Annotated in this window: 20 protein-coding genes; 9 read left to right on the top strand and 11 right to left on the bottom strand. The window is 38.2% G+C overall.

Features of this window, described 5'->3' with window-relative positions:
- Positions 1–106 precede the first annotated feature (106 nt).
- Entirely contained in the window at positions 107–1,888 is a 1,782-nt protein-coding gene (locus HLV59_RS02855; RefSeq protein WP_171429294.1) for an acyl-CoA dehydrogenase C-terminal domain-containing protein, read from the top strand.
- A 73-nt stretch (positions 1,889–1,961) separates the two neighbouring features.
- Here the strand turns inward: HLV59_RS02855 and HLV59_RS02850 are convergent, their stop codons facing one another.
- On the bottom strand, positions 1,962–2,840 hold the full coding sequence (locus tag HLV59_RS02850; RefSeq protein WP_171430568.1) for a LysR substrate-binding domain-containing protein: 879 nt from the start codon (positions 2,838–2,840) through the stop codon (positions 1,962–1,964).
- 123 nt (positions 2,841–2,963) lie between these two features.
- Between HLV59_RS02850 and HLV59_RS02845 the strand changes: the two genes are divergently transcribed.
- Positions 2,964–3,674 carry a glutathione S-transferase family protein gene (locus tag HLV59_RS02845; RefSeq protein WP_171429293.1) on the top strand — a complete coding sequence of 237 codons (711 nt, stop codon included), beginning with the start codon at positions 2,964–2,966 and terminating at the stop codon, positions 3,672–3,674.
- A 164-nt stretch (positions 3,675–3,838) separates the two neighbouring features.
- On the top strand, positions 3,839–4,321 hold the full coding sequence (locus tag HLV59_RS02840) for a phosphate-starvation-inducible protein PsiE (protein WP_016143470.1): 483 nt from the start codon (positions 3,839–3,841) through the stop codon (positions 4,319–4,321).
- Between the two features lie 38 nt (positions 4,322–4,359).
- Here HLV59_RS02840 and HLV59_RS02835 read toward each other — a convergent pair whose 3' ends face one another.
- Positions 4,360–4,743, bottom strand: coding sequence for an RcnB family protein (locus tag HLV59_RS02835; RefSeq protein WP_031949292.1), 384 nt, complete (start codon positions 4,741–4,743; stop codon positions 4,360–4,362).
- Positions 4,744–4,908: 165 nt separating this feature from the next.
- Between HLV59_RS02835 and HLV59_RS02830 the strand changes: the two genes are divergently transcribed.
- A complete protein-coding gene (locus tag HLV59_RS02830; protein WP_171429292.1) occupies positions 4,909–5,355 on the top strand; it encodes a hypothetical protein in 447 nt (148 codons plus the stop codon).
- Positions 5,356–5,571: 216 nt separating this feature from the next.
- Here HLV59_RS02830 and HLV59_RS02825 read toward each other — a convergent pair whose 3' ends face one another.
- Together HLV59_RS02825 and znuD are read right to left on the bottom strand one after the other, a co-directional pair.
- Complete coding sequence (locus HLV59_RS02825; protein ID WP_171429291.1) at positions 5,572–7,035, bottom strand: phospholipase D family protein; 1,464 nt, start codon at positions 7,033–7,035, stop codon at positions 5,572–5,574.
- A gap of 75 nt (positions 7,036–7,110) precedes the next feature.
- Positions 7,111–9,186, bottom strand: a complete 2,076-nt coding sequence (znuD, locus tag HLV59_RS02820) for a zinc piracy TonB-dependent receptor ZnuD (protein WP_171429290.1) — start codon at positions 9,184–9,186, stop codon at positions 7,111–7,113.
- A 135-nt stretch (positions 9,187–9,321) separates the two neighbouring features.
- On the opposite strand from znuD, the gene HLV59_RS02815 reads away from it, so the two are divergent.
- The 4 genes from HLV59_RS02815 to HLV59_RS02800 all read left to right on the top strand — a co-directional run bounded on the left by HLV59_RS02815 (position 9,322) and on the right by HLV59_RS02800 (position 13,362).
- The gene (locus HLV59_RS02815) at positions 9,322–10,086 is read left to right on the top strand and encodes a DUF4184 family protein (protein WP_171429289.1); all 765 of its coding nucleotides are present in this window, start codon (positions 9,322–9,324) and stop codon (positions 10,084–10,086) included.
- A gap of 170 nt (positions 10,087–10,256) precedes the next feature.
- Positions 10,257–12,041: an aspartate--tRNA ligase gene (gene aspS, locus HLV59_RS02810; RefSeq protein ID WP_005064200.1), complete on the top strand. Its 1,785-nt coding sequence runs from the start codon at positions 10,257–10,259 to the stop codon at positions 12,039–12,041.
- 148 nt (positions 12,042–12,189) lie between these two features.
- A complete protein-coding gene (locus HLV59_RS02805) occupies positions 12,190–12,405 on the top strand; it encodes a hypothetical protein (protein ID WP_171429288.1) in 216 nt (71 codons plus the stop codon).
- A gap of 33 nt (positions 12,406–12,438) precedes the next feature.
- Positions 12,439–13,362: a capsular polysaccharide synthesis protein gene (locus tag HLV59_RS02800; protein ID WP_171429287.1), complete on the top strand. Its 924-nt coding sequence runs from the start codon at positions 12,439–12,441 to the stop codon at positions 13,360–13,362.
- Between the two features lie 56 nt (positions 13,363–13,418).
- Here HLV59_RS02800 and HLV59_RS02795 read toward each other — a convergent pair whose 3' ends face one another.
- Positions 13,419–14,186: a glycosyltransferase family 25 protein gene (locus HLV59_RS02795; RefSeq protein ID WP_171429286.1), complete on the bottom strand. Its 768-nt coding sequence runs from the start codon at positions 14,184–14,186 to the stop codon at positions 13,419–13,421.
- Positions 14,187–14,269: 83 nt separating this feature from the next.
- Here HLV59_RS02795 and ghy point away from each other — a divergent pair, with 83 nt between their 5' ends.
- A complete protein-coding gene (ghy, locus tag HLV59_RS02790; protein ID WP_171429285.1) occupies positions 14,270–15,157 on the top strand; it encodes a glycosyl hydrolase Ghy in 888 nt (295 codons plus the stop codon).
- On the opposite strand, the gene HLV59_RS02785 is transcribed toward ghy, so the two are convergent.
- The 6 genes from HLV59_RS02785 to HLV59_RS02760 all read right to left on the bottom strand — a co-directional run bounded on the left by HLV59_RS02785 (position 15,154) and on the right by HLV59_RS02760 (position 20,649).
- The gene (locus HLV59_RS02785) at positions 15,154–16,188 is read right to left on the bottom strand and encodes a glycosyltransferase (protein WP_171429284.1); all 1,035 of its coding nucleotides are present in this window, start codon (positions 16,186–16,188) and stop codon (positions 15,154–15,156) included. The genes ghy and HLV59_RS02785 overlap by 4 nt on opposite strands.
- An 11-nt stretch (positions 16,189–16,199) precedes the next feature.
- A complete protein-coding gene (locus HLV59_RS02780; RefSeq protein ID WP_171429283.1) occupies positions 16,200–16,964 on the bottom strand; it encodes a glycosyltransferase family 2 protein in 765 nt (254 codons plus the stop codon).
- The gene (locus HLV59_RS02775) at positions 16,961–17,716 is read right to left on the bottom strand and encodes a polysaccharide deacetylase family protein (RefSeq protein ID WP_171429282.1); all 756 of its coding nucleotides are present in this window, start codon (positions 17,714–17,716) and stop codon (positions 16,961–16,963) included. Before HLV59_RS02775 ends, HLV59_RS02780 begins: the two co-directional genes overlap by 4 nt.
- On the bottom strand, positions 17,713–18,741 hold the full coding sequence (locus tag HLV59_RS02770; RefSeq protein WP_171429281.1) for a glycosyltransferase family protein: 1,029 nt from the start codon (positions 18,739–18,741) through the stop codon (positions 17,713–17,715). The genes HLV59_RS02775 and HLV59_RS02770 overlap by 4 nt, the downstream gene beginning before the upstream one ends.
- Positions 18,742–18,763: 22 nt before the next feature.
- Positions 18,764–19,654, bottom strand: coding sequence for a mitochondrial fission ELM1 family protein (locus tag HLV59_RS02765; RefSeq protein WP_171429280.1), 891 nt, complete (start codon positions 19,652–19,654; stop codon positions 18,764–18,766).
- 68 nt (positions 19,655–19,722) lie between these two features.
- The gene (locus HLV59_RS02760) at positions 19,723–20,649 is read right to left on the bottom strand and encodes a branched-chain amino acid transaminase (RefSeq protein WP_004705670.1); all 927 of its coding nucleotides are present in this window, start codon (positions 20,647–20,649) and stop codon (positions 19,723–19,725) included.
- Between the last annotated feature and the right edge of the window lie 8 nt (positions 20,650–20,657).

Genomic DNA, 20,657 nt, shown 5'->3' with positions numbered 1-20,657 from the left:
CCTTTTTTTATAAAATCAATGATAAATTTACACTTTAAATTCTATATCCATTTCGTTTTACAGGATATCTAGCACAGGCCAATGTGCACAAAAAAGGTGAACGATTATGCCAATTTACAATGCTCCTTTAGCTGATATGAAATTCATCTTAAATGATGTATTCAAAGCAGAACAATTTTGGCAGTCTAATGAGAAACTTGCTCATGTAGATGCTGCAACAGCTGAAGCAATTTTAGAAGAAATGGCTAAATTTGCTCAGAACGTGACTCATCCATTAAACCGTACCGGTGACGAAGAAGGTGCTCGCTATGAAAACGGCGAAGTATTCACACCAGCTGGTTTTAAAGATGCATTTCGTCAATATGCAGAAGGTGGTTGGATTGGCTTAGGTGCCGATGAAGAATGGGGCGGTCAAGGCATGCCAAAAATGCTCACCGTTCTTTCTGATGAAATGTTATTCGCGACTAACCCATCATTTATGCTCTACCCGCTTCTTTCAGTGGGTGCAGGTATGGCTTTAAGCAGCTACGCATCTCAAGAGCAAAAAGAAACGTATTTACCTAAGATTTATTCAGGTGAATGGTCAGGCACCATGTGCTTAACCGAGCCACATGCCGGTACTGATTTAGGTATTATCAAAACTAAAGCAGAACGTAACGAAGACGGTACTTACAACATCACAGGTACTAAAATCTTTATCACTGGCGGTGACCATGATTTAGCAGAAAACATTATTCACTTGGTACTCGCTAAAACTCCAGATGCCCCTGCGGGTTCACGTGGTATCTCGCTATTTATCGTACCGAAATACCTTGTAAATGAAGATGGTTCTTTAGGTGACCGTAACCATGTTGGCCCAGGTTCTATTGAACATAAAATGGGTATTAAAGCATCTGCAACTTGTGTGATGAACTTTGATGGAGCAAAAGGTTTCCTCGTTGGTAAAGAGAACGAAGGTCTTGCTGCTATGTTTGTCATGATGAACTACGAACGTTTATCAATGGGTATTCAAGGTTTAGGCGCTTCTGAATTTGCATATCAAAATGCTGCTCAATACGCGACTGACCGTTTACAAGGTCGTAGTGCAGCTGGTGTTCAATCACCAAATAAGCCTGCTGACAGCATTTTAGTCCATGGTGATGTACGTCGTATGTTGTTAAACGTACGTGCAAACAATGAAGCATCTCGTGCTTTTGCAGTCTATGTAGGCCAACAACTCGATATCACTAAATTCTCGACTGATGCAGCAGCAGTGAAAAAAGCCAATGACCGCGTTGCGCTTTTAACTCCAATTGCAAAAGCTTACCTCACAGATACAGCATTCCAAGCAACTTTAGATGCTCAGATGGTGTTCGGTGGTCACGGTTATATTCGTGAATGGGGCATGGAGCAATGTATTCGTGATCTTCGTATTGCTCAAATCTACGAAGGAACTAACGGCGTTCAATCTCAAGATTTAATTGGTCGTAAAACCATTAAATGTGGCGGTGCGTTCATTGCTGAATACATCACTGAAATTCGTGACTTTGCAAATGACTTAGATACCGATTTGAACTTCATTAAAGATGCAACTTTAGATGCTGCAACTGAAATCGAAGCAATCACTCAGTTTATTATTGAGCAAGCTGCTGAAAATGTAGAGTTCCCGAACTCGGCTGCTGTTGATTATTTACATGCAGTGGGTCTACTCAGCTTCGCGTATATGTTTGCAAAAATTTCAGCAGCAGCAAAAGATAAGTCGGGTGATTTCTACCAAAACAAACTTGCTTTAGCGCAATACTTTGTTGAACGTATCTTGCCTGATATTGATGCGCGTATTGCAAAAATTAAAGCTGGTTCTAACTTGATTATGGGCTTTAGTGAAGATTACTTTACCAATCAAGCTTAATTAATCTTTTTCATAAAAAACGTCTGAATAATCAGGCGTTTTTTGTTTCCAACAATAAAAAGTAGAATACCTTTTAAGTTTTTAATTTCTCGACCAAGAAATCGGCAGTAATATTTACACTAGGCAATAACCCTCGCCTTGTTAACATAAGCAAACTGGTCGTTACATGACCAGCAGACCAATCTGGCAGAACATTCATTAAGCTCCCATTTGCTAATTCATTAATACAAAAAGTTTCAGGTAAAAGCGTAATACCGATTCCTCTTTTTGCAGCTCCCTTCAAGATTTCCGACTCATTCGCCACAAAGCGAACATTTGGCCTTACGACTTCTTTCTGACCATGTATATTTTGAAAATGCCATGGATTCATTTGTAAGTCAGGCCATAAACCTTCATGTTTGAGCAAATCTTTTGGGGTATGAATAGGAGCGACATTCATTAAGTATGTAGGCGCTGCAACAGCAATGATTTTATCGTGTTTAAGTACACGTTGAATTAATCCAGAATCCGGCAATGGTTGAAAATGGCTACGGATCACGATATCAAAGTTTTCACTCATGACATCAACATAACGATCCGTTACTTCTATTTGCAATAATAATTTAGGATAACGTTCTGCAAGTTCAGGCAAACACTCAGATAAAAGATATTGTGCAATCGGTACAGAAGCACTCAACCTGACTACACCACTTGGCTCTTGTTGTTGTATTAGTAAATTTTCTTCTGCGTAACGAAATTCATCGACCGCATTTTTGGCATGTTGATAAAACAGTTTTCCTGCTTCACTTAAGACAAAACTACGTGAACTACGATGAATTAAGGTTAAGCCTAGCTTATTTTCTAATATTGCAACACGCTTACTAATCGTTGATTTAGGTAAATTAAGCTGTTTAGATGCGGCAGAAAATCCTTGATGCTCTACAGCAACGACAAAAAGATAAACATCATTCAAATTTTGTCTAAGTCGCATTTTTCAATGTCCATATATGTAGACAATAAGTTTCATAATACCTGACTACTAGAAACTTTTCTGCCGACTTAAGATGATTTTACACATCACAAAAGAGTAATCATCATGTCAACTTTTACTTTATTTTATGGCGTCCCTTCTGGTTGTTCATTTGGTTCCATTGTTGCGTTGGAATGGTCAGGTTTGCCCTATCAACTTTGTAGAATCGAGATGCCAGCTCAATGCAACACCGAGGAATACCGCCGAATTAATCCAATGGGTGAAACGCCTGCTCTGCTCTACGACAATGGCAAAGTTTTAACGGAAAGCATGGCGATCTTGAACCATATCATGGCAAAAAGCTTGAATGCGGCTTTTCACTATGAACAAGGAACAGAACAACTTAATATGTTTAATCAGAAACTAGCTTTTTTGAATACGACTTTATTCAATGCATTTAGCCCACTCTGGTATAGCCTTGAACATTCTTCATCAGAAGGTAGTAAACAAGCATTGCGTGAATATGGAGCAGCCCAAGTTAAAAAAGCATTTACAGCTTTAGAAAATAGCCTGATAAATCAAACTTGGCTAATGGGCGATCAATTATCTTTTGTGGATGGCTACTACGCTGGTATCTCACGCTGGTTAAAATATCATGATGTTATTGATATTGATCAATTTCCAAACTGTAAACGTCTTTATGAACAATTACAAAATGAACCAGCCGTAAAATTCGCACATGCAATTGAGCAAGAACAGCCTCCTGAGAGTATCGGTCATTTTTTAGGTCATGTTTCACTTAATGAAGTGATTCAACAATATACAAATTTGAAATAGGCTTTCCGTTTTATAGTGAAAATAACCTTAACACCCGAGTTGAATTAAAACTTAGTAAAGACGCCTGAAAAATCAGGCGTTTTTTTTATTTTATTTTTACTATTTCAATTGGCATAAAATTTGTTTAATTTCTAAACATTCCTAAGTAAATAAAAGACTTTACTATGCCTGATCCCAAAAAATATGAGCGCATTCTGGACCGATTTGGTCATTATGCCGTTGAAGCTTTTCATTATTCAGCCTTGTTTATTATCGGGTGTATGGTGGCATGGTCCGCAGCCAATACAGTTTTTGAAATTCTGACCGTCAAGAAGTATGCTTCAATTGATGATATTTTATTATTATTTATCTACTTAGAACTTGGAGCAATGGTTGGAATTTACTTTAAAACCAATCATATGCCTGTGCGCTTTCTGATTTATGTCGCAATTACGGCCTTAACCCGTCTACTCATTTCAGATATTCAACATGACCACAAAGCAGATATCGATCAAGTCATTATTACTGGCTCAATTTTGATTTTAGCCTTATCTATTCTAGTCGTTCGTTTTGCATCTTGGAATTATCCTTCAGTGATGAAAGAGAAACATGCAAAAGCCTCAAACAATTTGAAAACTCCTCAACCACAAGATGACGAGTTAGCATAAAAAAAGGCCTCAATATTGAGGCCTTTTTTATTTTACATTTAACGAACTCGGTAAATATTGTGTCTCGAGTCTACTAATAAGTATTGATTAGGGGTTTTAACCCAGTGGTATCCACGTGGTGGCGCATATAAACGGTGTGCTCGCCAGTCCGAAACATAATAGCGGCTATGGCGATACTGAGTAGGAATACGTTCACCACGTTTAAAAGCAACATAGTTACCATAATGCTTGCCACGATCAGAATTCGACCAAGCTGGTGCTCGATGATCATTACGATAATCATGACGGCGATCATCACGATGCTCATATCGATCATGGTTTTTACCATGGTTATTATCCCAACGGTGTCCAGAATCGGCCATCGCGGTAGCTGATATACCTAACATTAATGTCGAAAGTACAAGAACGATTGGCTTTTTCATGGCCTATTTCCTTTTAATCTTGATATGAAGCTAGATTAGAAGAGACTCAAGGAGAAACCATGAATAAAACAGCTTTGATTGCTAAACTTTGTAATGACTATAAAGAAAATATGAAGAATCTGTATCTGTGCTACCATTAGCATTTTTCAAACTAGGTCAATTGCTGTGTCTGAAATCAGTTTTGAGCGTCTTCATCAATTTTTTTGTAAAGTTCCAAGTGTACAAGAAGCCCGAATTATGGCTCATGGAGCAGATGGCGAACATGCTTGGTGGTTTAAGTTCAGTATTGACGTAGAGCATGCCCTTGCATGGCAAACAGTACAAGAACTTGGTCATGTTTTAAATTATTTATCGACGAATGAACGTCTACCCACATTATTCTTCCCTGTTTCACCACCACCTTACATGAACGGTGAAGCCAAAGATTTTTTATCATGGATTATTCAATGTAATCATCCTGAATTTTCTCCAGATGTTGTCTGTGACTGGCTTGAAGCACGTTTACCGAATCCTGTTGAAGATGAGTCGCAGTGGAAAATTAAGACTGATTTGAGTGAAATAGAGAAGTTAGATGATAAGGCTTTGGATCAATTGATTCCGCCAGCGCCTTAAAATCATATTATTTACTTTTATTCTTCTTATTGCACAGCCGTTACTTACAGTGATGTTCTAATTTCTTTTGTATAGGCTAGTGCCTCACTTTTGAAAGGTCAAAAGTGACAAAAACCTTTGTTTCACTGATGTTGCTTCCCTGCAACACAGTGAAACGGCGACATCCATGTCGCCAATCACCTTGCCAGTTTTTGGAAAATTCCAAGACTGTTTTCGTTAGAAAGTCGACAACCCTGACCATTCCATAAAACGATAAATCCAATACTTCACTTTAGACTCATCTGCATACTTCGCGTAATCCACGCTCATCTGTCTATCTTTTAGGTTTGACCACGAGGTATTGAAGTAATCTTGCGCATCTTTAAAGAGTTGATCTTGAACTTTGCCAATGACCAACATATCCGTTTCAAGGTTATAATTTTTTAAATTACGGGCCGTAAAATTGGCCGATCCTACAATCAACTCAGCTTGTTGGCCATTATATTTCAAAATCATTTTGCTATGGTTTTGCTCACCGTGGGTATCACACCAACGGATTGGAATGCCGGCAGCATGTAACTCTGAAGCTACTTGACGGTTAGGAATACCATTCTTTTGTCGACCAAACGCATCTTTATTTGGGTCAAGCAAAACTCGGACAATAACGCCTCTCTCTTGAGCATTTTTCAGTGCTTGAATAATTTTACGTTCAGACAAATAGAACATACTTAAATCAAGGTGCTCTTTCGGCTTCGCTGAATTAATCAATTTCAATACAGATTGATAAATCGCCCCTTCAGTTAACACCTGAACTTGAGGTTTGGTTACGTCTTTTTCAAAGTCACCTAAAATGAGCGATGGAGAGCTACTGCCTGACATTTGCGCAACAGCAGCTTCAGTTTGAAGAACATCAGCAGCTGTCGCCCCTGTTACAACCAACGCGACATTAGAATGTCTAGAACTGCCATCGTGTGGATTTGCTGAGGTCACCAATGACTTCCAACCAGCATCGGTATCGACCACAACAGTCTTACGGTGATTGGCCTTAAAATTAAATAAGTTTAGATAGCTGCGCAGTGTAATTTTTTCATCACCAAAGGGATTTGGTAACCAGCCCTTTTCAGGATTATTGCCAATGTTTTGACAGCAGATGTACCAGAACCCAGACCAAAACGGGTTAGAAGCACGCAAAGGAGTTAAATTGGTTTCAATCACATCGACGCCTGCCTGACGTAACTGACGGTAGTGTTCGGGGCTTAGACCACCGTAGACTGAGTTAATCGGGTCGGTAATCATAACGATCTGAATTTGGCGGTTCTGTCTTTTCTTACTCACTAATGCATCGGTTAACTCTTGCATTAACGGTCTTTGCTTGAGTTTTGAGTCACCCACTTCAGAATTAAACAAAAACATATCCACCACAATCGTGGTTTTCGCCTCATCAATCATTTTCAAAATTTCATCAAAAATGTGCTGGTCAACCTGCTGTTGCCCTTTTGCATCAAGATAAGTTTTGTCTGCCAAAAATTTAACATCGGCATGTCTAAGCTTGCCACTAAAGTTAATCCCTTGTGGTAATGGTTTTACTGTGTGATAAATTGCTGACGCAAGATATGCAATAGCAACAACGCAAAGTAATACCGCCATATAACGACGCCCTGACCAATTTATTTTTTGATGAATTCGTTGAAAAATACGCATAAAAAAGACCTAACTTGATGGTTTCAAATTAGGTCTTTTGGATTGATTTTTCAAGTTTAGTTTCGTGTTAAAGCCTTAAAAACTAAAATCAACACCTACTGTAAAATTGCGTCCAACTTGTGGAATATTTGATAAGAACGAAGCATGTTGATAAACCTTGTCATCTAACAGGTTATTCGCTTTCATATAAACACGGTAATCTGTTTTTGCACCATATTGTCCAGAATATGCCACACCTAGATTAAGCATGTTATAGCCATCAGTTTCGGTCTCGTAAGCTGCGATCTTATCTTGATTAAAGACATGGTAGTACTCGGCAGAACCGCTAAAGCCATCGCCAAAATCTGCATCAACTTTAGTACCTAAACGTCCCGCTGGAATACGTGGAGCGTTTCCTTCTGCATCAATTTTACCGCGTACATAGTCACCAAAAGCACTGATCTTGTACATTGGGGTAATTTGATAACCAATTTCACCCTCAGCGCCATAGAAACGTGCTTTATCTTGAGTATATTGGACTAAACGGAAGTCTTTATAACGGTCAAGGGTTTGTGCATAGATGTAGTCGTCAAACCAGTTATGGTAAACATGAAGATGATAATCAAGTTTGTCATTATCAAAATGCAAACCTAATTCAACATTATTCGATTTTTCCTTACTGAGTTGATCATTCCCCAACTCATAAGTATTCGTCGCAAAATGTCCACCATTTGCATATAGCTCTTGAGCTAAAGGTAAACGCTCTTGATGTGATGCAACAAAAGACAGTTTATAGTTCGGTGCAAACTCCCAATTCGCAGCACCTGCATAAGAAAATGCCGAACCATCAAAATCTTGTTTAGAGTTATCGTCTACATCAATCTCTTGCTGATCTGCACGGGCAGAAAGCTCAAAATGTACGTCTTTCCATTGTTTATGTTCTAAAGCAAATACACTCCACTTTTTGGTAGTGGTCGGAGCCATAAATGCTTCTTCGCCAGTTAAATCCAATTTCTGTTGACCTAGCTGTGCGCCAATTACTCCTTCCCAACTTGCAATCGGGTTATGTACTAACTCAATACGACCATCATAGCCTTTGTTTTGGAATCGGGTCGCAATTGTTCCTTCTTCAATTTCGTCGTGCTGATAGTCAGTATAGCTCGCTTGTGCACGTAACTTTTGGAAGCCGGCGAATGGATCATTTAACTCGGTTTTAAAATCATAACGCTCAGATTTTAAATCAATCCATGGGCCGCCATGTTCGTGCCCATGTTCTTCATGCTCATGATCGTGACCTTCTTCACCCTCTTCATGTTCATGGTCTCCACAATGCAAATGCGGTCTTCCACCTAGATGAGCACTACAACTTTCGTATTCATGGCTATGCCCTGGTAAGCCATATTGGTCTCTGCGATTGCTATAAGAAATACCCGTATAACCACGGTCATAAATCCAAGACAAACCAACGTTAACTGAATCACCCTGAGCAAAAGTATTGTCTACACGGCGCTCTTTTTCACCTTCATGAATATAATTTGGTGCAATATAATTATTCGCATCACGAGTTAACCCCTCAACACGTAAAGCAACTTGGCTACCCAAGCCAACAGTTACGCCAGCGCTCGCCAGTTTTTCATCACTTCCAGTGTTGTAACGTAAGCCAACTTGTCCTTCATAACCGTTTTCAGGCATTTGCGTAGGGATCTTGTTATCAATGACGTTAACTAAACCACCGACAGTCCCCGCACCAAACAGTAAAGTTGAAGGACCCCGAATTACTTCGACTTGTTTTGCAAGCACAGGATCTACCGTTACGGCATGGTCAGGAGACAACGTCGAGACATCAATATTTTCTGATGAATTTTGGAGTACTTTAACGCGTGGTCCATCTTGTCCACGGATGACTGGACGACTCGAACCAGCTCCAAACTGATTGGCGTAAATTCCTACTTCACTACTCAGTGCATCCCCAATGGTAGCAGCGCCTTGCGTCAAATGCTTTTGATCAACAACAGTATCTGCCACAGCAAAATCTTGTGAAGTTTGCTCAAGTGGATGAGCCTTAATACGAATAGTTTCTAACTTTTCAACATTTTCACTTTCTGCTGCAAATACAGGTATCGATATTGCAGCCAAAATGGATATGGTCAAAATATTTTTATAGAACAACATGAGGTGATTCTCTGATCGCTACGCCTTTTGTTTTGTTATATTATAACATTTCAATTGTTTTGCAATAAAAAACATTTCTAAACAGATGATTCGTTAGACTGCCACTTAAATGATGTGAGTAATTTCTGATTTCTAATGCCTTTTACCATCTCTCATGCCGTTATAGCACCACCTCTTTCAAAGCTTAGCCAAAACACTTTACCAGTTGCAGCTTTAGCAATTGGCAGTATGACACCCGATCTTTACCGCTTATTTACGATGCAATCAGGTATGTTGACTCATCAATGGAAGGGACTTTTCTACCCAAACCTTGCATTAGGGTTATTATTCTGTGCAATTTGGTATTTACTTTACAGGCCTGTAATTTATCGTTTTTTCGGCATTCAACATGATCTTGGCCTCAACTCTTTAAAAGGTATTTTTTTATTTTTTATTGGAACATTACTCGCACTTATTTTAGGAATTGCGACACATTTAATCTGGGATGGTCTAACACACTCGGACTTTCGGACTTTTATATTTAAAGATGTATTAGCAACCACAGTTCATCTTTTTGGGCACCCTTATCCCTTACATCGTCTTTTACAGTTAGGCTCCTCTGCTCTTGCTTTACCTTTTATTGCTTGGATGTGTATTCACTATTATCAGCGCTATAAACAACACTGGAAAGTAAACTATAAAATTAAAAGTTTTGCATGGTGTCTGTTAATTCTATCTACAGTGCTAGGCCTATTTTCTTTTTGGGATTATGCCCGCTATATTCCTCATGAAGTTTGGCATGCCAATACCTATTATTTCACCGGCCGCTCTATTAATGAATTTATGCAAGGCTGGCTAAGTAGCTTTAGCTTAGGATGCTTACTATTCTTGGTTTTAGATCGGCAAAAAAGAATGGGATGAATAACTAAAAGTGCTGCCAAATTGCTCATTTTCGGGTTAATTTCTGCGGTTTTTTGATCTAGTTCTTGTGACAAACCATCCAACAAGGCATAATCGAAAACTTACTTTTTTGACGGTGCGCGGTTTACGCATCCGTCCTTTCAGCCAATATAGTTTGGATAATCTTCATCATGATGCGAACTCATTACTGTGGCTCTTTAACTGAAGCCCAAATCGACCAGACCGTTACACTATGCGGTTGGGTACATCGTCGCCGTGACCATGGCGGTGTTATTTTCCTTGATATGCGTGACCGTGATGGTCTCGTTCAAGTGGTTATTGACCCAGATACTCCAGAAGCATTTGCAACTGCAGATAAAGCACGTTCTGAATATGTATTAAAAATTACAGGTCGTGTTCGTCGCCGTTATGAAGGTACTGAAAACCAAAATATGGTGAGTGGTCAAATCGAAGTTTTAGGCAAAGAAATCGAAGTTCTTGCTGCTTCTGAAACTCCACCATTCCCGTTAAATGATGACACGATTAACGTGTCAGAAGAACACCGTTTAAAATATCGTTTCTTGGACATCCGTCGTCCAGAAATGTTAGATCGCTTACGTTTCCGTTCTAAAGTAACTAACTTGATCCGTAATTATTTAGACGATCACGGTTTCTTAGACGTTGAAACTCCGATTTTAACTCGTGCAACTCCTGAAGGCGCACGTGACTATTTAGTACCAAGTCGTGTACAAAATGGTAGCTTCTACGCACTTCCACAATCACCACAATTGTTTAAACAATTGTTGATGGTGGGTGGTATTGATCGTTACTACCAAATCGCGAAATGTTTCCGTGATGAAGACTTGCGTGCTGACCGTCAGCCAGAATTTACTCAAATCGACATTGAAACATCGTTCTTAAATGACGATGAAATTATGGATTTGATGGAAGGCATGACTGTTAAATTATTTAACGACTTGCTTGGCGTAAAATTTGAAAAATTCCGCCGTATGCCATATAGCGAAGCAATGCGTGACTATGCATCTGACAAACCAGATTTGCGTATTCCGTTGAAACTCGTTGACGTTGCAGACTTAATGCAAGAAGTAGAGTTCAAAGTATTCGCTGGTCCTGCAAAAGATCCTAAAGGTCGTATTGTTGCCTTACGTGTTCCAGGTGCAGCATCATTGCCACGTAGTGCAATCGATGAATACACCAAATTCGTTGGCATCTATGGTGCAAAAGGTTTGGCTTACATTAAAGTTAATGAACTTGCTAAAGGAATTGAAGGTCTTCAATCTCCAATCGTTAAATTCATTGAACCGATTGTACTTGAACTGTTGGAACGTGTTGGCGCACAAGATGGCGATATCGTATTCTTCGGTGCGGATAAAGCTAAAGTCGTAAATGATGCAATGGGCGCGCTTCGTGTCAAGATTGGTCACGACTTGAATCTTTCAACTTGTGAGTGGGCTCCACTTTGGGTTGTTGATTTCCCAATGTTTGAAGAAACTGACGATGGTAAATGGACTTCTGTTCATCATCCATTCACGCTGCCTAAATCTAGCGTAGAAGATGTGAAGAGCAATCCAGGTGAAGCACTTTCTGTTGCTTACGACATGGTATTGAACGGTACTGAAGTTGGTGGTGGTTCACTTCGTATTTACACATTAGAAATGCAAAAAGCGATTTTTGAAGCGCTTGGTATTTCTGATGAAGAAGCAGAAGAGAAATTCAGCTTCTTACTTAATGCACTTCGTTATGGCGCTCCTCCTCACGGTGGTTTGGCATTCGGTCTTGACCGTTTAGTTATGCTTATGACTGGCGCGACTTCAATTCGTGACGTTATTGCATTCCCGAAAACTAAGACTGCTGAATGTCCACTTACTCAAGCACCTGCTCCTGTTGAAGCAAATCAGCTTCGTGACTTGGGCATCCGCTTACGTGAAAAGCCAAAAGCTGAAGAATCTAAATAATTTTTTAGATTTTCAAATTAAAAAACCCTGCTTATGCAGGGTTTTTTATTAGACAGTATTAAACAAACATTCAATTTTCATAAGCTATGCTTTGCGAAAAAGCACGTCAGTGGCATAATAGGCTGCTTTTAATTAAGAGGTCAGCTTTATGGCTATGCGCCCTGATGTACGTCGACATGCTTTAGTGGTGATTGTATTCTCCCTCGCACAATGGTTTTTCATGCGCTATATCCTTGCAAATGAATTATTTAACATGACTACAAATCAACGAATTTTATTTTTCTGTGTAAGTAGCTTAGTTGGTGCATTGCTTATTTTTGTTGCATTGATTTATATGGTTTTAAGAGGAAATTCGGATAAATAGAAAGAAATTTTTATTTGTCATTTTGAGGTCGTCATGGGGTTACGAAAATCTACAAGAAAACTTTTTCGTTATTTAACATTTAATTTAAGGTTCTATAAAGATATAAGATTTAAGAATATTGACTCAGAGAATTTTGCAGATCCAATTATCTTAAATCCTTTGGTTAACCCCCCAATTATTATACCGAAAATAATTTGGATGTATTGGGACTCAAAAATACCTGAACTGGTAAAAAGATGTTTCAATCAAGTCAAGCAATTAAATCCAGAGTATCAAATTCATATTTTAAATACTGAAAATATATCAGAATTTTGTGATTTTGATTTTTCAGCTTATAAAAACTTAACTCCCCAACAGAAATCGGATTTGTTAAGATTTTATCTTCTTTATTATTATGGGGGAATATGGTTAGATGCAAGTATTATAACTTATACTAATCTGGACTGGATTACAGATATTTGTCAGAAAAATAAGACATCTGCTTTTGCATATTATCGAGCTGCAAATACTACTGTACAAGAATATCCAGTTATAGAGAATTGGCTACTTGCTTCAGAAAAAGGAAATATTTTCTTTAAAAAGTGGTTAGATGAGTTATCTTATGCCTTAAAACTTGGTGTTAAAGAATATATTTCTGAGATACGAAATACAAAAGAAAATTATTCAGAATATTTTCAGAATATAGGCTTACTTGAATATCTAATCGCTTATGTAGCTTGTCAAAAAGTCTTACGAGAAGTACCAATTAGTATCTCGCTAATTAATTGTGATAAGAATGCCTTTTTATACCAAAATATTGATTTAAAATGTAATATTTATTTTATTGAAGCTTTAGTCTTAAAACATAGACCAGAACGAATGCCTCATTTGATTAAATTAATTGGATCTGATCGCGCTCTTTTAACACCATATGTACTTAAAAATAAGTTTAAAAATAATTCTTTTTTAGACTTTTAAATTTATTTTTTAGATTTGAAAAAAGAGGTAATTAAATTACCTCTTTTTTCTTTAATTTATTTGTTAAAGGGATATTTTTTATATTTTAATTTCGCAAAATTATAGCTTATAGATTCACCATAACGGCTTTTAGGTAAATCAAATGACTTTACACGTTCTCCTTCAATCGCGCTTAATTGTGTATCTTTTTCACCTATATTAATTACAGGATGATCGATTAAATATGTCATCAAGATATGAGAGTTTTCGTTGAAATCAAATAAATAACTCCAGTCATCTGCTTTTCTAATTAATTGATGATAAGCAATTAAATTTTTTGCCATTTCTCGATCAACCACGTATGCAACAGCATAATTTACGCGATTATAAAAGTGAGGATGTACTTCTAACACCCCTTTATTAAATAATTTCTTTTCTTTTATTATGCCTCTAACTTTTAAACTTTCCTTCATTTGTATGCCACCTAAACTAAATAAAATATTTTGAGGCAAGTTGAAGTTTTTAAGTTCCGTTTCCAAATCTCTTAGGTTTAACTCTACAGGCAAAATAGCATCATCTTCAAAAATTAAAGCAAATTGCTCACTTGTTTCTAGAAACTTTTCTAAAGCTAAAAGATGAGACAAGGTACAGCCTAACTCTGCTGGAGTTAATGGTTTTGAGCGTCCTTTTACAGCTTTTTCAAAATATTCTTTTGCTGAAAGCTCTCCACCTTTAATTCCTATTTTTGTTATCGGCAAATTTCCTTGTTCAAAAAAGTTTTGATTGAGGAATTTACTTAAACGAGGTGATTTTTCATCTTCGATAGTTACAACATAAATCTTCATTAAGCTATTCCCCTTTTAAACAGCGAGTATCATATCTAATGTAAAATAGAGTTAATATATCTTTTTTATTTTCTTGTATTGTCATGATTCGTTCAATTCAAAAAAAATGGTACAAATACCAACAAGCAAAAAAAGCGAAAACTTTTGACTCTCATTGGTATATGCGTTTCGGCTGGCTAGAACAACCTTTTACAACACTTGAGCAATTAGACTCACTCTTTGAGATCCATTCCCCTAGAAAGTTCACATTTGCAGATAGCTTTTATGCTTATGAAAATGACCGTCATTTTATTTTTTTTGAAGAAGTCGATGATCAGCATCCAGTGGGCTTTCTTTCTGTTCTAGAAGTCTTTAAGGATGGCACTTACACACCACCTGAAACCATTTTAAAACTCGATTACCACCTCTCATATCCTTGCGTATTTAAAGTAGAAGACACTTGGTACATGGTCCCAGAAACATCTGCCAATAAAACGATTGAACTTTGGAAATGTACTAAGTTTCCACTGAAATGGGAAAAGCATTCTAATCTGATCGAGAATATCGAAGCGGTCGACAGCACGCCTTTTTATCATGAAGGTTTATGGTATCTTTTTACTTCAACGCGTCGTGATTGTAAGAAGTTTGGTGACCGTTTAGACCTGTTCTTTACCGAGGATATTTTAAATCCTAACTGGCAAGAACACCCAATGAATCCAGTGTGCCGGGGCAGTCAACAGTTCCGTATGGCGGGTAAACCTTTTATTTATAAAGGGCAACTGGTTCGACCAAGCCAAGATTCGTTAAAACGTTATGGCGGCAATATCGAATTAAAGGCAATTACTCAGCTTAGTCCAACAGCTTATGAAGAAAAATTACTAGAAGTGGTTTTACCAGACTGGAATCAAGCAGATGACGGTTGTCATACCATTAATGTAGAAGATAACTTCGTGGTACTTGATGCCATCCGCCTTACGCCAAAAAATAATTAAGTTTTCAGCAGGCCTTTATAAATATTAAGCGTCTGCTCGGCCATGGCTGGTACAGTCAGTTCAGCTTTGGCTCTTGCATATAAAGGGCTAAAATCATTTTGAGCCTCAGGTTGAAGTGCACATTGAATCGCTTTTGCTAAACCTTGTGCATCTCCAATTTCGGCTAGATATTGCTCTGGCAACCACTCGATCACACCGTTCACTTTAGTTGAAGCCATGGCTTTATCTGCCTGCAATGCTTCGACCATAACAAGTGGAAAACCTTCACGGTCTGACGATAAAACAACAATATCAGCCAACTGCACCAGATCACGTGCATCAGTTCTAAACCCAAGAAAAGCGACCCTATTTTGTATGTTTAATTCACTGACTTGTTTCTCTAAACTTGTTCGAAGTGAACCATCGCCTACAATCCATAAATTGGCATCAATCTGTTGCATCGACTCAATCAATAAACTGATATTTTTTACTGGTTCTAGACGGCCAATACACATAACAACTTTTTTCTTAGGGTCTAGCTCAGCAAAATCTTTTTGAATCGATTGAAGCAACTTTTCTTTATTTTCAGCAGTAAGTACGGGTTGAGGATATACACCGTTATAAACCACGTGTGCTTTAGCCTCTGGAATGCCTTGCGTGAGTGCTTGGCTCACCGCAATAACAGCATCACCTGCTAAATAGGCTGATTTATTCTTTTTAGTGCCATGTACCGTCGTTACAAACTTTGGTCCAGATAAAAATGGCTTAATGCGGGCAATCAGTTCTGCCGCCTTTCCTGCTTGTGCATGAACAATGGCAGGTTGAATTTGCTGTATCAGATTTTTAAGTTGCCAGAGTAGAAAAATATTCCAACGGCTACGGGCAAAATCGACCGCATGAAAATGTACTTGTTGGCTAAACTTGTCTACATAGCAAGGATGTGCAATCACATGTACTTCATGATTTAAAGCAAGCTCATTAACAAGGTTAAAAGTGTGCTGCTCTAAACCACCAACTCCACCACTAGTTGCCAATACCTGAACAATTCTCATAGCTTGCCTACTTATTTTTTATCTTTATTCATCGTCTGTTCAAACAGTTTGGCTTCTTTTAGAAATGCATAAAACGCGTTAATCATACTATTTACGAAACCACGCCAACCATTTAAGAAACTACGGCGAATAAAATAAGACTTCATAAAAGTCACTGGCATCACCAAAACCAATTTTGCAACGCTTGGAGACTTTCCTTTTTGGAATTTCTCTAATGCTTTTAAATTGGAATATTGGTTATTTTTTTCGACCTTAACGAAAATGCTCGACTCACCATAATGATAAATGTCGTGTTGGGCACGCTGAGATTCACCATCTACAACCACATTTTCATGGACTTTATTGGCAAGGTCGTAATGCCCTTTGGACTTACGAAAAAAACGCACCTTTGCATGTTTTTTAGTATGTTTACTGTTTGGAACACCTAAGAACACATCATTAATTGGTGTGATTAATGCATCAAGTTTGTTTTGCTGAATGGTCTCAATAATTTCTTGTTTTAACTCGTTAGATAAGACTTCATCGCCATCTAGATTGAGCACCCAATCATTTCGGCATTTTGCTAAAGCTAAACTTTTTTGCCCGACATAACCTTGCCAGTCTTGATGAGAAATTTGCGTATTTTCAAAGTGCTGAGCAATTTCATAAGTATTATCAGTACTGCCCGAATCTAAAATAATAACTTCATCGAATTCACTAACACTTTGCAAAGTCCGCTCTAACCAAGCACCACAGTTTAAAGTGACAATATAGACACTACATGGAATTTTATTCATAACTTATAACGTCCTTTAGCAAGGGCGATACGCATCTGTAAAGCATTCATGGCACCATGCGTGCTGACACGTGGAATATTAAATTGATTAACTGCTTCATATGCTTCGATTTTTTTACGAGTCGATACGGCATTTTTAAAGCCAATCTCTTGAGCCATTTTCTGGTGCTTTTCGTTAAATCGACCAAATGGATAAGCAAAGCTCGGACATTTTCCAACTAACGCTTCAACGTCACGTTTAGACTGAAGCATTTCATCGTAAGCGGTTTGATCATCAAGCTTAAGTAAGTTCACATGGTGTTGCGTGTGCGCACCAAACTCAATAAAACCAGAGTTGGCCATTTCATGAATTTGCTCATGAGTTAGCTTTTCAATTCCTTCAATTTGCGTTGCCAAATAAATGGTTGCTTTTGCATTGTATTTTTTAAGTAATGGATACGCATAAAGATAATTATCCATAAAGCCATCATCAAAACTTAAAGCAACCACATTCTTTTGATTACGGTATTGTTCAAGCTCAGAAACAAAGCAAAAAGTAGCCTTTTTACGCGTCAACAACTGTAAAAGTTGCTCAAACTTTTCAGGAGGCATGTTCATACCAGAGGCTGCATCTTTAGGGGTAACCTGATGCAACATCACAATGCGTGGTAGTTTACTCGAACGAAACGGGAGCCAGAATGTATAATTACCCAGCACATATAACAGTGCAGCAAGTGCTAGTAGGCCTACCGCAACGTACAAAAACCACATCATGCATACACCTCATGTGACCATTCATAATCTTCTGAAAGGGGCTGCTTAAATGTCACTTCAACCATAAATTGTGTGATGCGTTTAGCATTGAAAGACCTACGTGTTTTCTCCCAACCCTCTTTCGCTATTTTTTCAGCCTGCTCTGGATTTTGATCAAAGAATTGGATCTTCTTGGCCAAGTCAAACTGATCATCAAAGTAAACCACTTCCTGCTCAGTATAGAGCTTCTCAAAGCCCGGAATTCTTGGGCTAAAGGTAAGTAAACCATTACCAGTGAGCTGAACAATACGATCAGAGCTATATAAGGTTACATCATTACGACGTGAGTAATTAAGTCCCATTTTTGTTTCAGACAGAACTTTATAATACGCTTTACCATAAACACCAGGTTGTTCAAAACAACCATAATATTGATAGTTCACATGGCCTTGTTGTAAAGCATCTGCCAAGTCCTTTAAGAACTTCTCACGCTCAGGTTCTTTATAAACCACTCCACAAAAAATAAAGGTCTTATCCGTATTAGCATTTGAAAATTGCTGTAGTGTTTCTACATTACGATGCCCCACATTTGGCAAGTAGGCCACACTTAAATGAGGCTGTTTTAACTTTTGTAGATATTCACCACCTGTAGTACAGAAAATAGCATCTAAATACGGAGAGAATGCTTTAACAAAGTCGAGTTTGTTTTCAAGATAAAGCGGATCAACATACCAAAATGCAATTTTAGTATTTGGATAAGATTCTTTAATCTGTCTAAGAACATCTGGACTCATTAAGTCACTATGCCCAATCAGCACCAAGTCCGGCTCAATATTATTGATGACCTTTAGTACTTCTTTATTAGCCCAATTGGCACCCAGTTTTTTTGTTTTAAAAATGGTGCCCATTCGAGCCATGTCACGAAAACTAAAATCATAAACGAAATGGCCATTTTCAATTAATCCGGCAGAAATTTTACGGTCTGTGCAGTAAAAATGGGCGCCTTGTTTATTAAAGCCAAAATTTGCAATATGCAATATTTTCATTTATTTACTCAAAATAAAAAATTTAATTTTTTGATAAAAGATATGTTGCCACACGGTCTGCTTCTTTAAAAGCATAAGGTTGTGGTAACTGTACAACACAAGTCTGCTGTGAGATTAATTTTGATTCTAACATTTGGTCAACTGAGTGCGTAATCCGGTCGTCTTTCAAACGATCCATGGCCATCACCCCGACTCGACAACCCGCAGTAAGTGCCTCAAAAATCATAGAGACACTGTCTTCTGTTACCCAGACAGCTTCTGCTTTTTGCATTTCCTCGAAAATCCAGCCTTGGGGTGTTTGATCAACTGGAAATATGTGTAAATGCTGGGCAAAACTTTGTTGTCTTAAAATATCGACAAACTCTGCTGGGGTTCGACGAGAAGTGGTCAGAATAATTTCAGCGTCTGGATTATTCTCAGCAATTTTTTGAACACTGGTTAATACTTTATTTTGGTTCCATTGATGTCGTTTAGATGAACCACCTAAAGCAATTAAAACTCTCGCGGTTTGATGACGATTTTCATTACGGATAGGATTTAATGCACCACGCGTGACAATCACATGGTTATCGGCGTGAATACCGTCATGCTCCGGAATAACAGCATAATCAAAGCAACCAATAGGTAAACTTGGCTTCATTAAAATAATCGTTTTGGCCTTTTTGAAAATTCTACCGAGTAACCAAACACGAAAATGAGTGTGACTTCCTACGCCAAATACAAAGTCAGGCACTTGTTTAAATAAGGACTTTTTTGAAGAGAAAAGTGCTTGAATCAGAGAAATAATAGGTAAATCAGAAATTAGGGCCTCTTCAAAAGTTGTTTCTGGCTGTTGTCTTTGCATTGCCTGAAACAAGCCTAATGCTTGTGAGCGGTGTCCTGCCTTTCCATCAGACACATAGACAATATGCATAGAAGCTCCCTAAGCCAAAAAATAAAAAGGCGAAACTTATGTTCGCCTTTTTATGTTAACGGATTAACTTATTTTACGTAAGTTAACCAGTGTTCATATTTCGGATTTCTACCTTGAACCGCATCAAAGTAAGTTTTTTGGATTTCAGTGGTAATTGGGCCACGAGTACCCGAACCGATTGGACGGTCATCGTATTCACGAATTGGTGTTACTTCAGCAGCAGTACCTGTGAAGAATGCTTCGTCTGCAATATAGAATTCGTCACGTGTAATACGGCGCTCAACAACTTGGTAACCAAGATCTCTAGCGATTGTCATCACAGTTTGACGTGTAATACCATCAAGCGCACCACCAGCGATATCTGGAGTGTGTAAAACGCCATCTTTAATCAAGAATACGTTTTCACCTGAACCTTGGCATACATAACCTTGTGGGTCCATTAACATTGCTTCATCGTAACCAGAATGTGCAACTTCTTGGTGAGCAAGAATTGACAATGTGTAGTTACCAGATGCTTTTGCTTTACACATCGTCACGTTTGGATGATGGTGAGTAAATGATGAAGTTTTTACGCGAATACCTTTCGCCATCGCTTCATCACCAAGGTATGCACCCCACGCCCACGCAGCAACAGCAGCATGAATGGTGTTATTTGTTGCTGCAATACCTAGTTTCTCTGAACCGATCCAGATCAACGGGCGTAAATAGCAAGAAGCTAATTTATTTTCACGAACAACATCGATTTGTGCTTGTTCAAGCGTTGCTTGATCATATGGCACTTTCATTTGATAAATTTTTGCTGAATTTAACAAACGTTTAGTGTGGTCTTGAAGACGGAAAATGGCAGTACCTTTAGGAGTTTCATAAGCACGAACACCCTCAAATACGCCCATACTGTAGTGTAAAGTATGGGTTAAAACGTGAATCTTTGCATCACGCCAATCAATTAATTTTCCATCTTGCCAAATAAAACCATCACGATCAGCCAAATTCATGGAACACT

It is taken from the genome of Acinetobacter lactucae, from assembly GCF_013122135.1.
Taxonomy (GTDB): Bacteria; Pseudomonadota; Gammaproteobacteria; order Pseudomonadales; family Moraxellaceae; genus Acinetobacter; species Acinetobacter lactucae.
Note: the sequence above shows the minus strand (reverse complement) of the source record. Positions and strands in the feature narration are given on the sequence as shown.

Excerpts from the sequence above, each read along its gene's own strand:
- HLV59_RS02770 (WP_171429281.1), bottom strand. The coding sequence starts at position 18,741 with ATGAAAATATTGCATATTGCAAATTTTGGCTTTAATAAACAAGGCGCC.
- HLV59_RS02765 (WP_171429280.1), bottom strand. The coding sequence starts at position 19,654 with ATGCATATTGTCTATGTGTCTGATGGAAAGGCAGGACACCGCTCACAA.
- HLV59_RS02800 (WP_171429287.1), top strand. The coding sequence starts at position 12,439 with ATGGGGTTACGAAAATCTACAAGAAAACTTTTTCGTTATTTAACATTT.
- HLV59_RS02835 (WP_031949292.1), bottom strand. The coding sequence starts at position 4,743 with ATGAAAAAGCCAATCGTTCTTGTACTTTCGACATTAATGTTAGGTATA.
- HLV59_RS02825 (WP_171429291.1), bottom strand. The coding sequence starts at position 7,035 with ATGCGTATTTTTCAACGAATTCATCAAAAAATAAATTGGTCAGGGCGT.
- HLV59_RS02780 (WP_171429283.1), bottom strand. The coding sequence starts at position 16,964 with ATGAATAAAATTCCATGTAGTGTCTATATTGTCACTTTAAACTGTGGT.
- HLV59_RS02775 (WP_171429282.1), bottom strand. The coding sequence starts at position 17,716 with ATGATGTGGTTTTTGTACGTTGCGGTAGGCCTACTAGCACTTGCTGCA.
- HLV59_RS02845 (WP_171429293.1), top strand. The coding sequence starts at position 2,964 with ATGTCAACTTTTACTTTATTTTATGGCGTCCCTTCTGGTTGTTCATTT.
- znuD (WP_171429290.1), bottom strand. The coding sequence starts at position 9,186 with ATGTTGTTCTATAAAAATATTTTGACCATATCCATTTTGGCTGCAATA.
- HLV59_RS02855 (WP_171429294.1), top strand. The coding sequence starts at position 107 with ATGCCAATTTACAATGCTCCTTTAGCTGATATGAAATTCATCTTAAAT.
- ghy (WP_171429285.1), top strand. The coding sequence starts at position 14,270 with ATGATTCGTTCAATTCAAAAAAAATGGTACAAATACCAACAAGCAAAA.
- HLV59_RS02815 (WP_171429289.1), top strand. The coding sequence starts at position 9,322 with ATGCCTTTTACCATCTCTCATGCCGTTATAGCACCACCTCTTTCAAAG.
- HLV59_RS02840 (WP_016143470.1), top strand. The coding sequence starts at position 3,839 with ATGCCTGATCCCAAAAAATATGAGCGCATTCTGGACCGATTTGGTCAT.
- aspS (WP_005064200.1), top strand. The coding sequence starts at position 10,257 with ATGATGCGAACTCATTACTGTGGCTCTTTAACTGAAGCCCAAATCGAC.
- HLV59_RS02760 (WP_004705670.1), bottom strand. The coding sequence starts at position 20,649 with ATGAATTTGGCTGATCGTGATGGTTTTATTTGGCAAGATGGAAAATTA.
- HLV59_RS02785 (WP_171429284.1), bottom strand. The coding sequence starts at position 16,188 with ATGAGAATTGTTCAGGTATTGGCAACTAGTGGTGGAGTTGGTGGTTTA.
- HLV59_RS02805 (WP_171429288.1), top strand. The coding sequence starts at position 12,190 with ATGGCTATGCGCCCTGATGTACGTCGACATGCTTTAGTGGTGATTGTA.
- HLV59_RS02795 (WP_171429286.1), bottom strand. The coding sequence starts at position 14,186 with ATGAAGATTTATGTTGTAACTATCGAAGATGAAAAATCACCTCGTTTA.